11 protein-coding genes are annotated in these 15,755 nt (G+C 46.2%); all 11 read left to right on the top strand.

Annotation, left to right across the window (positions count from 1 at the left end; all coding sequences use genetic code 11):
* Positions 1-89 precede the first annotated feature (89 nt).
* The 11 genes from pflB (at position 90) to yidD (ending at position 15,652) form a co-directional block, all read left to right on the top strand.
* Positions 90-2,348 carry a formate C-acetyltransferase gene (gene pflB, locus ACDJ58_RS19365; protein ID WP_413372442.1) on the top strand — a complete coding sequence of 753 codons (2,259 nt, stop codon included), beginning with the start codon at positions 90-92 and terminating at the stop codon, positions 2,346-2,348.
* A 90-nt stretch (positions 2,349-2,438) separates the two neighbouring features.
* Positions 2,439-3,191 carry a pyruvate formate-lyase-activating protein gene (pflA, locus tag ACDJ58_RS19360; protein ID WP_076291851.1) on the top strand — a complete coding sequence of 251 codons (753 nt, stop codon included), beginning with the start codon at positions 2,439-2,441 and terminating at the stop codon, positions 3,189-3,191.
* A 412-nt stretch (positions 3,192-3,603) separates the two neighbouring features.
* Complete coding sequence (locus ACDJ58_RS19355) at positions 3,604-4,968, top strand: extracellular solute-binding protein (protein ID WP_413372440.1); 1,365 nt, start codon at positions 3,604-3,606, stop codon at positions 4,966-4,968.
* 163 nt (positions 4,969-5,131) lie between these two features.
* The gene (locus ACDJ58_RS19350; protein WP_413372439.1) at positions 5,132-6,016 is read left to right on the top strand and encodes a carbohydrate ABC transporter permease; all 885 of its coding nucleotides are present in this window, start codon (positions 5,132-5,134) and stop codon (positions 6,014-6,016) included.
* Positions 6,016-6,846 carry a carbohydrate ABC transporter permease gene (locus ACDJ58_RS19345; protein ID WP_413372438.1) on the top strand — a complete coding sequence of 277 codons (831 nt, stop codon included), beginning with the start codon at positions 6,016-6,018 and terminating at the stop codon, positions 6,844-6,846. The genes ACDJ58_RS19350 and ACDJ58_RS19345 overlap by 1 nt, the downstream gene beginning before the upstream one ends.
* Before the next feature lie 31 nt (positions 6,847-6,877).
* Complete coding sequence (locus ACDJ58_RS19340; RefSeq protein WP_413372437.1) at positions 6,878-8,719, top strand: cache domain-containing sensor histidine kinase; 1,842 nt, start codon at positions 6,878-6,880, stop codon at positions 8,717-8,719.
* Positions 8,716-10,350, top strand: coding sequence for a response regulator transcription factor (locus tag ACDJ58_RS19335; protein WP_413372435.1), 1,635 nt, complete (start codon positions 8,716-8,718; stop codon positions 10,348-10,350). The genes ACDJ58_RS19340 and ACDJ58_RS19335 overlap by 4 nt, the downstream gene beginning before the upstream one ends.
* Positions 10,351-10,363: 13 nt before the next feature.
* On the top strand, positions 10,364-12,025 hold the full coding sequence (nagZ, locus tag ACDJ58_RS19330; RefSeq protein WP_413372434.1) for a beta-N-acetylhexosaminidase: 1,662 nt from the start codon (positions 10,364-10,366) through the stop codon (positions 12,023-12,025).
* A 278-nt stretch (positions 12,026-12,303) separates the two neighbouring features.
* Entirely contained in the window at positions 12,304-14,559 is a 2,256-nt protein-coding gene (locus ACDJ58_RS19325) for a stalk domain-containing protein (protein ID WP_413372433.1), read from the top strand.
* Positions 14,560-14,933: 374 nt separating this feature from the next.
* A complete protein-coding gene (locus tag ACDJ58_RS19320) occupies positions 14,934-15,398 on the top strand; it encodes a Fur family transcriptional regulator (RefSeq protein ID WP_063565677.1) in 465 nt (154 codons plus the stop codon).
* A 2-nt stretch (positions 15,399-15,400) separates the two neighbouring features.
* On the top strand, positions 15,401-15,652 hold the full coding sequence (gene yidD / locus ACDJ58_RS19315; protein ID WP_024631022.1) for a membrane protein insertion efficiency factor YidD: 252 nt from the start codon (positions 15,401-15,403) through the stop codon (positions 15,650-15,652).
* Positions 15,653-15,755: the final 103 nt, after the last annotated feature.

Below are 15,755 nucleotides of genomic sequence, written 5' to 3'. Positions count from 1 at the left end.
TATCACATTAATCGCGGCTCTGGGCACAGATGAGACGAGTGAAGCATCCTGTCATGTGTCCGGAAATCCAAATTTGTGGAGGGATTACTATGTCGGTGATCGAAAAAGATGTCAAACAACAAACAGGCTGGAGAAACTTTACCAAAGGAACATGGACGAAATCCGTAGATGTGAATGATTTTCTGGCACGCAACTTATCACCTTATTATGGCGACGAAGCATTTCTTGCAGGTGCAACTCAGAATACGAAAGAGTTATGGGATATCGTATCCGATCTGACCAAAAAAGAGCGCGATAACGGCGGGGTACTTGATGTTGACGTAAACACGCCAGCAACGATTGTTTCCCACCAACCAGGTTATCTGGATAAATCCAAAGAACAGATTGTTGGTGTTCAAACGGATGCTCCATTCAAACGTTCCATTCAGCCATTCGGTGGAATTCGCATGATGATTGATGCTTGTGAAGCTTATGGTTTTGAAATGCCTCAAGGCGTCATTGATATATTTACGAACATCCGTAAAACACATAACCAGGGCGTATTTGATGCTTATACATCTGAAATGCGTGCAGCACGTAAAGCAGGGATTATTACTGGTCTGCCTGATGCTTATGGCCGTGGCCGGATCATCGGTGACTATCGCCGGGTAGCTCTGTATGGCGTGGACTTCCTGATTCGAAATAAAAAAGGCGAACTGAATGCACTTGAAGTCGATGTGATTGATGAAGATGTCATTCGCCTGCGTGAAGAACTGTCCGAACAGATTCGTGCATTGCAAGAGTTGAAACAACTGGGTGAAATGCATGGTTTCGATATTTCCTTGCCAGCCACAACCGCGAAAGAAGCGTTCCAATGGCTCTACTTCGGTTACCTGGCTGCGATCAAAGAGCAAAATGGTGCGGCGATGTCGCTGGGACGTGTTTCTACTTTCCTTGATATTTACATTGAACGTGATTTGCAAGAAGGCTTGCTAACTGAGGAACAGGCTCAAGAATTGGTTGACCATTTTGTTATGAAACTGCGGATCGTCAAATTCCTGCGTACGCCGGATTATAATGAATTGTTCAGTGGTGACCCAACATGGGTAACTGAATCCATCGGAGGCATGTCCGTAAATGGAGAAACCCGTGTTACGAAAAACAGCTTCCGTTTCCTACACACCCTGAACAACCTTGGTCCTGCACCTGAGCCGAACCTTACTGTACTTTGGTCCACCAAGCTTCCGGAAGCTTTCAAACAATACTGTACGAAAGTATCCATCGAAACGAGCTCCATCCAGTATGAAAATGATGATCTGATGCGTCCGATCTATGGAGACGATTATGGTATTGCTTGCTGCGTATCTGCGATGAAGATCGGGAAACAAATGCAGTTCTTTGGCGCTCGTGCCAACCTCGCAAAAGCATTGCTGTATGCAATCAACGGCGGTCGTGACGAGAAATCGGGAGCACAAGTTGGACCTGAATATCCGGCGATCACAAGCGAAGTGCTGGAGTACAATGAAGTTATGAAACGTTTCAAACCGATGATGGAATGGCTTGCCAAACTGTATATGAACTCACTCAACGTCATTCACTACATGCATGACAAATACAGCTATGAGCGTATTGAAATGGCCCTGCATGACCGCGATATCGTACGTACGATGGCTTGTGGTATTGCTGGCCTCTCGGTTGCAGCAGATTCCCTGAGTGCAATCAAGTATGCCAAAGTTAAACCGATCCGCAACGAACAAGGCATCGCAATTGATTTTGAAATTGAAGGCGACTTCCCTTGTTACGGTAACAATGAAGACAGTGTCGATAGCATCGCAGTTGAACTGGTGGAAAGCTTCATGGGCATGATTCGCAAACACAAAGCGTATCGTAATGCGATTCCAACACAGTCTGTACTCACTATCACATCCAACGTGGTGTACGGCAAGAAAACAGGTACAACACCGGATGGCCGTAAAGCAGGCGAACCGTTTGCTCCAGGGGCGAACCCAATGCATGGTCGGGACAAAAAAGGTGCACTGGCATCCCTGGGTTCAGTAGCCAAACTGCCATATGAACACAGCCTTGATGGGATCTCTAACACATTCTCCATCGTGCCTAAAGCACTCGGAAAAGAGTCAGACACACGCAAATCTAATCTGGTTGCTATGATGGACGGTTATTTTGATCAAGGGGCACACCATCTGAACGTGAACGTATTTGATCGCCAGCAGTTGATTGACGCGATGGATCACCCGGAAAACTATCCGCAGCTGACTGTACGGGTATCCGGTTACGCGGTTAACTTCATCAAACTGACACGTGAGCAACAACTCGATGTCATTAACCGGACCTTCCACGGTTCGATGTAACACGGGCTTAACTCAACAGTTCATAGGAGATAGGAGTAGTACCTCCATATTAAACGCACAGCGGATGCGATACAGAAAGGAAGAGGCAGCATGGTTAATGGACATATTCATTCACTCGAAACTTTCGGGACGGTTGACGGCCCAGGCATCCGCTTCGTGCTTTTTATGCAGGGATGTCTGCTCAAATGCCAGTATTGTCACAATCCGGATACATGGGCACTGGATGGTGGCAGGGAAATGAGCGTGGAGGAGGTACTGGCTGAAATCGAGCCGTACTTGTCCTACTATCGCAGTTCCGGCGGCGGACTTACGGTATCCGGCGGGGAGCCAACATTACAGGCTCATTTTGTAGCTGAAGTTTTCAAAGAAGCGAAACGCCGCTGGGGATTGCATACTACGCTGGACAGCAACGGTTTCAATGAACCGGATCGGATTCATGATTTGTTAGATAACACGGACCTGGTTTTGTTGGATCTGAAGCACATCAATGATGAGAAACATATCAAGCTGACAGGCAAATCCAACGAGAGAACATTGCGCACCGCACAGTGGTTATCGGACAATGGACGAAAAATGTGGATTCGCCACGTGTATGTGCCAGGGATTCACAATGAGGAAGAAGACTTGCTCAATCTGGGGCGGTTTATTGGAACGCTAAATGGAGTGGAGAAGTTCGAAATCCTGCCTTATCATCAGATGGGTATTTACAAATGGCAGGCGCTGGGGAAGGCTTATCCGCTCGATGGAGTTCCTTCACCAAGTGATGAGGAAGTAGAGCGGGCGTATCGTCTGATTGAACAAGGTCGTACGGAAACAGCGGGCGTGGCTTGTTCCAATAAGTAACTACAGTTATATACAGGACCTATATAATTTGAACTAACTATTTACACGAGAACGTAGAGGACAGAAATAAGCTGGAGAAGCGGAGCGTTCGCCTTTATCCCCAGATTTTCACCTTTGTAAAAGTGAATTAAAAAAAATCGGGGGATAACAGCGATCGGAAGGTTGTTCTGTCATCGGAGTGGCAAGTGTAATTATTCTTAAGTTCAACTTATATACCAACCAAACAGTCTTTGCGAACATGTTTCGCAGGGGCTGTTTTTTTTGCTGTTATCCATTGTAAATGCAAGATTATTTGTCCAGTGAAGGATTTTATCCCTCCATTGATGAATTGTCATCCTTACGATGTAAGCTACAACTTTTTATAATCAGAGTGTAAAGCCAAATGCTCAATATCTTGAGGGGGGTCATACGAATGAAAAAAGGAATGACATTACTGCTTTCATTATTACTTATCACATCATGGACATTGGCAGGTTGTTCGAGCTCAACTAACGAACCACAAAAGGGAGCAGGCAATGCGCCTGCGGAGACAAGCAAGGAACCGGTTGAGATGCTTCTCCGTCACACTCAGGTGGGTGCCGACAAACAAAAAAGGCTGGCCATTCTGCAGGACGTTGTGGCCAAAGTGGAGAGCGAAGTACCCAACCTGACCTTTACACTGGACGGAGTTGAATCCGATGTAAACCGTAAGGAGAAACTTCGTGGAGAGATGGCAGCGGGCAATCCGCCGGATATCTTCGAATTGTTCGGTAGCCCGGACTCCAAAGTATATGCCAAAGAAGGCATGTTGTTGGATCTCACACCGATCTTGCAAGAGCTGGGTATTCAGGACCAATTTTCATCGCTTGAACCATTCACCTATGAAGGCAAAGTGTACGGACTGCCTATTGGGGGATCGGGTGAAGGATTCTTCTACAATAAAGAGTACTTTACGCAAAAAGGTTGGAAAGCGCCTTCAACAATGGCTGAGCTGGATAATATGCTCGCTGAGATCAAGGCTGATGGAAAGGTGCCACTTGCTTCTGCTTCCAAAGCAGGCTGGGTTCCACTCATGTTAACGAACCATCTGTGGTCCCGTTACGCTGGACCTGATATTACGGCGAAGTTTGCTACAGGCGAAGCCAAGTGGACTGATCCAGGCGTTGTCGCAGGATTCGCGAAGCATAAGGAATGGGTGGATAAAGGTTACTTCAAAAAAGGCGAGCTTGGTTATGAATATGCTGAATATACGACTCAATTTACGAGCGGTGAAGCGATTCTGATGTATGACGGAACGTGGAAATCGTCTGTATTCAAGGAAGGACAGAGCGGGGAGTCGCTCATTGGCAAAGTTGGTTTCTTCAATATGCCTCCGGTAGAGAACGGTGTAGGAGATCAGACAGCCCTGATGCGTGACGTCAATAATGGATACGGTTTCTCTGCAGCGGCTGCGGATGACCCGCAGAAACTGGCGGCTGTTAAAGCCTTTATCAAAAACTTCTACAACGAAGATATGCAAGTACGTGGGCTCGTAGAAGACGGTGTGTTACCAGCGATGAAACTGGATGAAAAAGTGCTGACTGACAGCATCACCGACGATTTGATGAAAGAAATCGTAGCTGTTCTGAATGCATCGCAGACTTCGTTCCCGGCATTTGATGCACTCGTTCAAGCTGATGTTACGACAGAGATCGGCAACCTGCAAATTCAGAAGCTGGTTGGTGGACAGACGACACCAGAGAAAATGGCCGAAGAATTGCAAAAGGTTCAGGAAGAGGCTAATGCTTCAGTAGAATAACGATCTTTCAAGCAAAGAAGAGTACCTGCTAACACCATGCTGGTTTACCCCGGTTGGAACACTGCCGGGGTAAAACCCTTGGTCCTATCTAAAGAATTACACTGCTGAGGAATCTGCTCTATATATGAGCATAAGAAGTTGAAGTCACTGAAGGAGGTAGATCATGAATACTTCACTCCGCAGCCCGCTGATCTATACGTTGTTTGTGTTGCCGGCACTGATCTTGTTTATCATGTTTTTCCTGTATCCTATCGGCAGTTCACTCTATTACAGTCTGACCAGTTGGAACGGTGTATCCGCAGAGCCCCGTTTTGTGGGACTGTCCAATTATACTAAGGCATTGACAGATGAACGTTTTTGGATTTCTACTCGCAATAACGGTTTCTTTATCGCATTTTCCGTTTTGATCCAGGTACCTCTCATTGTGCTGTTTTCCCTGCTCATTGCGAACGTAAAGAAATTGAAGGGATTGTACAAAACAGCCGTCTTTTTGCCGTCCATTATGTCAACGGCCGTCATCGGTATTCTGTGGGGATTCATCTACGAGCCTAACATTGGCCTGTTGAATCAGTTACTTGAAACCGTAGGTATCTCGCCGGTCTATTGGCTGTCCGATAATCGGTTCGCAATGATATCCATTCTCGTAACCAATGCTTGGCAGTGGACGGGATTCTATATTGTCATGGTTTTGGCGGCCATTCTGGCTATTCCCAAGGATCTGGATGAAGCGGCAGCCATTGATGGAGCAACAGCCGTACAAAGAGCATTCAAAATTACATTGCCACTAATCAGACCTATCATTTCCGTCGTCATCATGTTGTCCATTGCCGGTGCGATGAAGGCAGCAGATATTGTTCTGGTTATGACCAAAGGTGGACCCGCAGGCTCTACCGAAGTGCTTGCCACGTATATGATCAAATATGCGATTACCAATTTTAAATACGGTTATGGCAATACGATTGCGGTTCTGATCTTTGCTCTGACGCTTGTGCTCACCGCGGTATATCAGTTGCTGGTGGCGAGACGCAACGAAAGGGTGGAATATTGATGGCAAAGAACATAAAAGGCAGTATACCTCATGTTTTGTTGATGTTGTATCTACTTGCGATTCTGTTTCCCTTTTTATTCGTAATCTTTTCTTCATTTAAGCAGGATAACAACGAGATTGCACTGAATCCGTTCGGTCTGCCTTCCACTTGGGTGTTTAATAACTACGTGGAGGCCTGGGTAAATGCCAAGATTGGAACGTATTTCTGGAATAGTATGTACATTTCGGTCTTGTCCTCAGTCGGAACCATTGTGCTTGGTGCCATGTTTGCCTTTGCTATAACACGGATGAGACACCGCAAATGGAGCATGTTGCTGTACAGTCTCATTCTGGCGGGAATGCTGATTCCAAACAATGCGCTCATGCTGCCGATTTATTTACTTGTCCGCAAGCTTGGCATTTTGGATACTCATTTGGCGCTGATCATTCCTTATGTTGCGAATGCAATTCCGTTCACGATTATTATTTTGGCTGCTTTTATGCGGTCGCTCCCTGGAGAAATTGAGGAAGCCGCGGTTATGGATGGGTTGAGGGCTCCGGGTATCTTTGCTAGAATAGTGATACCCCTTACAGTTCCAGCCATTGTTACGGTGTTTATCGTAAATTTCCTCGGTAACTGGAACGAATTTTTACTCGCCAATTATTTCTTATCCACCGATAAACTGCGTACACTGCCTGTCGGCATGGTCCAGTTTCGTGATCAGTATCAAATGAATTATGCCCAGATGTCAGCAGGTATTGTATACAGTGTTGTACCGGTTGTTGTAATCTACGCCATATTGCAGGAGAAAATCATTGAAGGCGTAACAGCAGGTAGTGTTAAAGGTTAATTAACGATGCGTTATATAGGGAGAACGGGAAATGAACTTGCGGATGAAGCTGGCCATGGCATTTCTGTTGCTCATCATTGTACCGATGTGCACGCTTGGAATCGGCATGTTCTTGGTCACATCACATACGATTGAGAAAAAATACAATCAGCAGTCTGAATATGCACTCCAGGCGATTAGCTATAATATCGAGAATGTTTTTCAGCAGATCAACAATGTCACGGACAATGGCATTGCCACATCGGTATTCCAGATGGCTTTGAACGCCAAAGATCCGAGCAAACAGGATCTTGGAATCGGTAATCAATTGTCGCTGAATGCCAGCCAGCGTAATTTCCGTTCCCTTTTATACAACTACCCGTTCATTAGTTATGCCTTCTTGTATGATTTGCGTCCGCGTTCGTCTCAGGATAACCAGATTGTTTCTATATTTACGAAAGAAAATTTTCAAGCGCTTCCTTTTCAACAATTTAAAGTTCATCCAATATTCAAAGAAATCAAGGAACTCAACGGCGTGCCCAAATGGCTGGCTCCTCTAGAATATCCTGAACTGACGGGGGGAGAGCCTGTCTTTACTCAGATTCGGTTAGTTAAGGAACTCAGTTATTTTCAGAATATTGGGGTCCTTGTCGTTCAGATTAAAAAAGGGGAGATGGACCGCATCTTCCGCCATCTGCAGATAAGTGATCCTGCACAGGATACTTCGTTCCTGCTGATCAATGAAGAGGGTCTGATCGTATACGATCCTTCCGGACGCTACAGCGGAGAGAAGATGGAGAATCTGGGGGTGCGTTCTGGAATTTACGGACCAGGGTTCAGCAGCACCAGAGCAGTGTTCGATGGCAGTGAAAGCATCATTTCACAATATCATCTGAAAAACTATAACTGGAGTCTGGTCAGTGTCGCTTCATGGGAAGCGTTATCGGCAGAGACGAATGTGTTCGCAGGCTGGTCGATTATTATCATTCTGCTGTGTCTGCTTGCTGCGATGGTTTTCAATGTGTTCTTCATGAACCGGATTACCGGCAATATCGCGGTGCTCGTACGATTCATGAGGCGTGTAGATGACGGGGATTTTAATGCCCGGGTCGAAGGAAGTGGCTTTGACGAGATGCAATTACTCGCCCAAGGGTTCAATGAATTGCTGGATCGGATCGGAGGTCTGTTCCGACGTGTGCGTGCTGAGCAGGAACAGAAGGCCAAGGCAGAACTGCGTGTGCTTCAAGCCCAGATCAAACCTCATTTTCTATTTAATACGCTGGAATCCATTAACGGACTAGCCATGAGGGGAGAAGGGCGTAAAGTAAGTGAAATGGTGACACGTCTTGGCAATATGCTGCGCATCAGTATTCAGGATCAGGAGGAGATTTCGCTCAGTGAGGAGTTAAGGCACTTGCAGAGTTATCTTGAGATCCAGCATTACAGGTTCAGTGATTTGTTCCGGTATGAGATCGATATTCCATCTCATCTGTACACCTCATCTATGCTCAAGCTTACCCTCCAACCTCTTGTGGAAAATAGTATTCAGCACGGGTTCGAGGGAATTGAATATCAGGGTGTACTTCGGATCAGTGCATTTGTGGAACGGAATAACCTGGTGCTGCGAGTTGAGGATAATGGGATCGGTATTCCCCAGGAAATGTTGGCCCGATTCGAATACATGGCAGAAGACCCACCTGAATACATCATGGCTGAGGGAACGAAGCCACTGTCTTCAATGGCAGAGCGTCGAGGGCTGGGTTTAAGAAGTGTTGCAGATCGGATAAGGATTCAATATGGGGCCGGATACGGGGTGTTTATATGTTCATCTCCGGGACATGGCACCATCATTCAATGTATTATTCCACAATATGAGCAGGGGGAAGATGAATGAATCTAACCGCGTTGCTGGTTGACGATGAGCTGCCGATTTTGGAGAATTTGAGTTTTATTTTGCCATGGGAAGACATGGGCATTGAAATTGTGGGTACGGCTAGAAGTGGGTCAGAAGCACTGGATAAAGTTGCAGAATGCCACCCTGACATCATGTTATGTGATATTCGTATGCCCTCCATGGATGGTCTGGAACTGATACGAATATTGCGGGAACAAGGTGAAACTTGTGAGATTATTTTGCTGACAGGATATCAGCAGTTCGAGTATGCCCGTACGGCCATCCGTTACAATGTCCATGAATACATATGCAAGCCAATCGATTACCTGGATCTGGAATATAAATTGCGTGAGCTTGCTAGTCAGATTCAGAAGAAACGGTTGGAAGTGGAGGCTGAACGCCACCGCAAATCGGAGATGGAAGTATGGGTGAAGCACAAACATATCATTGACCTGATGCGAAAAGAGGAAGACTCATTATTTTCTTTTCCTCCTTCTTCCCCGGAACAACATGCATCCTCGTTACGGTATATCCTGCTGCTTATCGATGTGTCGGGATATTTCAAACATTCGATCGGATGGTCTGGGACCCGGCACCAAAGCTGGCATGGAATGATCCGTTCCAGACTTAGGGAGATTACAGACCGGATCTGTGAAGGAACTCTGCTGATTTCGGCCCGTAAGGGAGAATGGTGCATGTTGGTGGAGGCATCAGATGAATGGAGACTGCGGGCAAATGCATTGGCTCAACAGGTTCAGATGGAATTAGATGCGACATTTGAACTGGGTTCAGGTATGAAGACAAGGGTCATTCAGGATGTTATGCCTGTGAAACTGGATGATCAGATGGCTGAGCGATACCGGCACTGTCAGCGATTGCTGATCATGAATGATTCTAATCAGCGCAGCGATGAGCTGGGAAAAGATTCTGCTGATCACTTAATAGAGTCATCTAAAGAACCTTCCAGAAGGGCAACGATGTGGATTACAAAAGAGGATTTGGACTTGATCACCCGCTGGATCAGACAGGGAAATAAACAGGGATTGATTGACCTGCTCGTTATGCTCAAACTTCGGATGAGCGAGCATAAGAGTGCGCTGGATGGCGTAGCCGAAAACAGCCTGCGTTTTCTGCTTGTACATATGCTTCGTGAATTGCGCGAAGTACATGTCATGGCTGAACAAGACGAAATGCACTTCTGGAGTGCATTGCACTCAGCAACCTCCATCAAGGAATTAATCGAACTGGCGGAGGCACTTGCTTATGTTTGTCATGATAAGAAAAGTGTGCCTCGCCCTTCTGTGTCTGAGCTGATCAGTTCTGCGTGCGAGTATATGAACGCCAGACTGGAATGTGATCTGGGTATTGATGAGGTAGCTGATTGGCTGGGCATCAGTCCGGGTTACTTTTGTCAGCTGTTCAAAAACCAGATGGGCGTAACCTTTGTTGAATATATGACCCATAAGCGGATGGAGAGCGCAGCCTTATTATTAAGTACAACGGAATGGAGTATTACAGCCATTGGAGAAGCGACGGGGTACAAGGAGCGGCGATATTTCTCCAAAGTGTTCCATAAACATTTTCACATGAAACCATCAGAATTCAGGTCAAACCAAAGAGCAGGTTCATAATGGGGAGGAAAGCATGCGTATGAATTCGATCGATCAGCTTTCGTTGGAACAGCGGGTAGGACAGATGTTTATGTGTGGATTCCATGGACAGCATGCGGATGATCAGGTCAATCGACTGATCCGTGATTATCATGTTGGAGGCGTCATTTATTTCAGACGGAATGTGGAAAGTGTAGACCAGATCAATCGACTGTCTGCCGACTTGCAAGCAATTGCCGCTGAAGCCGGGGATTCACCTCTGATGATCTCCGTGGATCAGGAGGGCGGGATGGTGGCCCGGATTGACAAAGAGGGAGTGACCCAGGTACCTGGAAACATGGCGCTTGGAGCAACGGGTAATCCGGACTATACCCTTGAATGCGCACAGATTCTAGGTCAAGAGTTAAAAAGCATCGGTATCGATATGAACCTCGCTCCAGTGTTGGATGTGAATAACAACGTTCTTAACCCGGTCATCGGCGTGCGCTCCTATGGCGAGAATGCGGAGAGCGTAGCTGCTCATGGTGCAGCAGCCATCAAAGGATATCAATCCCGAGGCGTTGCTGCGACAGCCAAACACTTTCCCGGACATGGAGATACAGCGGTGGATTCACATCTCGGTATGGTCACTGTACCTCATGAACGTAACAGGCTGGATCAGGTGGAACTTCTGCCGTTCCGTCGCGCTATTGAGGCCGGAGTGGATGCCATCATGACTGCTCACGTCATCTTCCCGGCGATTGAACCTGAGCCGATTCCAGCTACATTGTCTCGTAAAGTATTGACGGGCCTGTTACGCGAAGAAATGGGCTTTGACGGCATTATTATTACAGACTGTCTGGAAATGCATGCGATATCCAAGCCATATGGTGTGGCCGAAGCAGCCATTCGTGCCGTGGAGGCAGGTGCTGATCTAATTCTGGTCAGTCACACATTGCAAGATCAAGTCTCTGCTGTGGAAGCCGTTGTGGAAGCCGTTCGCACTGGGCGAGTTGAAGAAGCTACCATTAACCAGGCATTGGAACGTATTATTTCATGGAAGACAGCGCGTTGTGGTCAGTGGGAGCATACGTTTGTTTCCATGGAAGAGGATGATGCTGTACCTGATGGATCTGATGAGGATGGGAGCACTTTCCCAACAAAAGAGAAGGATGAGTCATCAAGGTCGCTGACCTCCATCGAATCCAGGTTGGATGAGATCGCCTCCAATAGCATTACTGTGGTTCATAATGATGGATTGCTTCCCTTAGACCCTGAGAAGAATGTGTATGTCATTTGGCCTGAAGTTGTGCAACGGACAGAAGTGGATGAACCATGGTCTCACACAGATTCACTTGGCGTGGCGTTATCGCAGTTGAGAGGCGGAGTTCGGGAGCGCAAAATAACGACACAGCCGTCTTATGATGAAGCGGACGAGATACTGAAGAATGTGTCGGAGGAAGATCAAATCATCGTATGTACTTACACTTCCGCAGGCCATCTTCCGAAAGGGCAACATCATTTGGTTCAAAAACTTAGTAAGAAGTATTCCCTGATTGTAGTCGCTCTGCGTAATCCATATGATCTATTGGAGATTCCGACGCCGGGAAGTTATATATGTACGTACGAGAACACTCCTGCAGTGGTTCGTGCATTGTCCCTCGTCTTAACAGGTGAATTGCAGCCGACAGGAAGCTTACCCATCAGTTTGCGTTAGCCAAATTCGAAATCTCTAAATCTCTCTGTGGCATGGTGCTTATTCAACCATGTCCTGGAGGGATTTTTTTATTGCAATTTGTGGCGGGTTTTAATACAGATTGCACTCCAAGTCGAACGTGTAATAGATAACTATTTTCATAGTATTTTCGCTCTATTAAATGTTTACAATTCTTATCAAATATTTTTAGCAACTTTTCCCGGTAGCAAGCGTCTAATAGTATGACTTTTTGAGGGGGATATTTATAAAATGGGAGCAGAAGGAGCCAAAGACAAAGAATGAATTTGAAGAAGAAATTATCCATACTTACCGCTTTAGCTGTATTCCAAGCGTTTGCAGCGATTCCAGCGAATGCACTAGCAGCCGATCAAAGTGATACAACAACAACAAATACAGCCAATGTTAAATCCGTGGAGGTTGTGAAGAAAGAACAAATGATCGCGGAATCGGATGTAAAGTCCGGGTCAGATACAAAACAGCCTGATAATAATGCAGTCGAAGGAACAAACCCGGTGACGAATGAACCTACGGGTACAGATGTTACTCCGGTTGACCCTGTTACAGACCCTGCTGATGAAGAGGATGCGGGAGAGGAAACAACAGTTCCAACGGTTCCAGTTGAGGTTGAGCAACCATCTACAAGCGGTCAATCTGTAGCCGGAAGTAAAGGCGGAGATCTGACACTTTACATGAACAGCAACAAAATGGTGCAAGACGGCAAAACATATCTTGCCGGACAGCCGATGGCTGTTAAAAATGGCGTATCTTATGTAGCGATCCGCGCACTGGTTGATCGGGTTGGTTATGAAGTGAAATATGACAATACAACCAAAGAAACCATTATTATTAGTGGCGAAGATGAGCTTCGCTTCAAAACGAATAGTAGCATTTACACTGTTAACGGTGAGTCCAGAACGATGAAGGGCCCTGCCTATCAACAAAAAAATACGTTCATGGTGCCACTGACGTCGATTACTCAGGCACTCAACATTACTTATAAAGTTAATCAGTCTGCCAAGACTGTTGTACTTAACCTGAATTCCAAACCGGTAGCCAGCTTCACGGTGCAAAAAGAGATTTTTGCAGGAGACACGGTGACATACAACACTAAATCGAGCTCTCCCAAGGGACTGGACATCGTAGACGAGCGCTGGACTGGCCGTCAGGATTCGTTTGGCCAACCAGGTACATATACGGTAACGTATGCTGTCCAGGATTCGAGCGGACAATGGAGTGACCCTTACGCTGTAACGATTCAGGTACAAAAACTAAATCTTCCTCCTGTAGCGATGTTTACGACAGACAAGGAAGAGTACAAAATGGGTGAAAAGATCACATACATTGATCAAAGCACCGATGATGAAAATGCCATTGTGAAAACTGAATGGGAAAACAATGCTCTGGCTTTCTTTGTTCCGGGACCTAAGAGTGTAACAATTACCGTTACGGACAAACATGGTGCTAGTAACAGCTATACCAAGACGGTTAACATCACAGGTGAAACGCTGTACACCATGTCTGATTTTAATCAGTTGTTTACACCGGTAGGTGAGAAGTTCAGCTTCGATGGTAGCGGAGTACCATCGATGGAGAAAATACCTTTCACTTATTACGACGAGCCAAGTTTGCTGATTCGTAGTAACAGCCCTGAAACGGTTAATACAGAAGGTATTGTTTATAAGGAATCTTCCTTTGGACAAACACGTTTCATGATTCACCATGTGAACAACACAGGTAAAAGCGTGAAAATGTATGTTGTTGCGACAAACAACAATGCGTATACAGCATCCATTGAGCAGCAAAATATGGGCTTTGCAGGTCCGTCACCAATAGCAACTGCGGCAGGTAAATTGTCCATTGATCGTTGGTTCCAGTCCATACAGAACGGTACAGGACAGAAGAAAGTGTACATCCAACCTGGTGAGAGCAAGCTAATTCTGACCGAATTGAGTGTTCTTCCTATGAAACAGGGTCAAGTCATCTCCTTGTACTCGGATGTATTCAGCGACTATGAACTAGATTACAATATCATTATGATTGATGAGAATAAAGATCCGATGACGGTATGGTCCACACTGCCTGTTCTGGATCGTGATGGTGTGCATAACCGGGGAACATACCCGAATGCAACCCGTATCATTACGTACGACCAAGAAGTAGGTTCGAAGCCTGCTCGTTTGCCGCTCGGGGATAATGCAAGCGACCCGAATCTAGTCGGAACAGATCCAATGGCGTACACAGATGCTTCTAACGCGGGTAACTTCGGCGTACTGTACAAAATTACACTGAACAATGTGGCTCCTCGCACATTGATCTCGTTCAATCCTCGTGGTGGTAAATACTCGGGTGTAGCGCTCGTTAATGGAGAAGTTGTACAGATTTCAAACGGCAAATCCGTAAGCGCACCAAACGAACAAAGTGTACTCTATCGTACAGGTTCATATGGTCAAAGTGTAACGATTCTTTTCTCCGCAGCACCGGGAAGCAATTTGCCGGTTAACCTGCTGTTTACACCGCTCCCGGCAGAGAAGTAATCGCTTCTCATGTCACCAGGAACGGACGGTTTGGAGTGAAAGATTATATGCTATATATCCTGTCACCCCAAAAGTCGCCCGAAGGATTGATCATCTAAACCGTCAGGAAAGGACTCCATGTTCATGGAGTCCTTTTTAATTGTGACTGTAGCAGCAGTGGGCTGAGGTTCGTTCGTTGACTATGAACTTCATTTGAGGCATTATTAGTAGTATATAAATCAAGCATAAGTATCAGCATTTTGCATAATTTGATCCACAGGCTAAGGGGTACAATACCTAGACGAATAAAACCATTTCGATCTAAGTATTGCTGAATTGAAGTCGCTCTTTGGAATTTATGCAGAATGCTCGAATGACAGGAGGTGCTTTAGATCATGCTGTCGACAGAACAGATTATTACTACCATGTCCTCGCAGGGGCTCCGCATTACGGATCAGCGGAAGACACTGGCCCGGTTATTTGCCGAATCCCCTGGGTATTTGACACCCAAGGACGTCTATGAATATATGGGTAAGACTTACAGCGGACTGAGTTTTGACACGGTGTACCGGAATTTGCGTGTCATGCAAGAATTGGGTGTGCTGGAGCAGGTCATCTTTGAAGATGGGGTGAAGTTCAGAGCACATTGCAGCGAGGATCACCATCACCATCATATGATTTGTCTGAAATGCCAGAAGACATATCCAATCGTTTTTTGCCCAATGCAGCTTGCAGATGCGCCTGAGCAATTCCAGGTCGTCGATCATAAATTTGAAGTTTTCGGGTACTGTAAGGACTGTGCCGAACATGTGCCAGCCAAAGTGTCATCCGGACATCAGCACACTCACGGGAAGCACTGACGATGAAGTTATCTCGCAGACTGGTTCAGGCTCCCATTCGGGTGTATCGCAGCTACATCTCTCCATTGAAGCCGCCAACATGTCGTTTCTATCCTACATGCTCGGCGTATGCGATGGAGGCGATTGAGGTGCACGGTGCGTTCAAAGGATCGCTGCTTGCGGCAAAACGTATTGCGAAATGCCATCCGTTTCATCCAGGCGGAGTGGATCTGGTGCCACCGAAGGCTGAAAAGTCTGTCATGGTATCCGATTAACGATCCAATGGTCGTTTTTGCTGGTTTGAGTTGATTTAAGATTGCTGTCCACTTGACAAAGGAGGCAGTATTTCAGTATATTTTTCGTATAATGATTTCCAGT

The sequence above is a fragment of the Paenibacillus taichungensis genome, from assembly GCF_047302525.1.
GTDB classification, from domain to species: domain Bacteria; phylum Bacillota; class Bacilli; order Paenibacillales; family Paenibacillaceae; genus Paenibacillus; species Paenibacillus taichungensis_B.
This window is presented reverse-complemented; position numbering and strand designations above follow the sequence as displayed.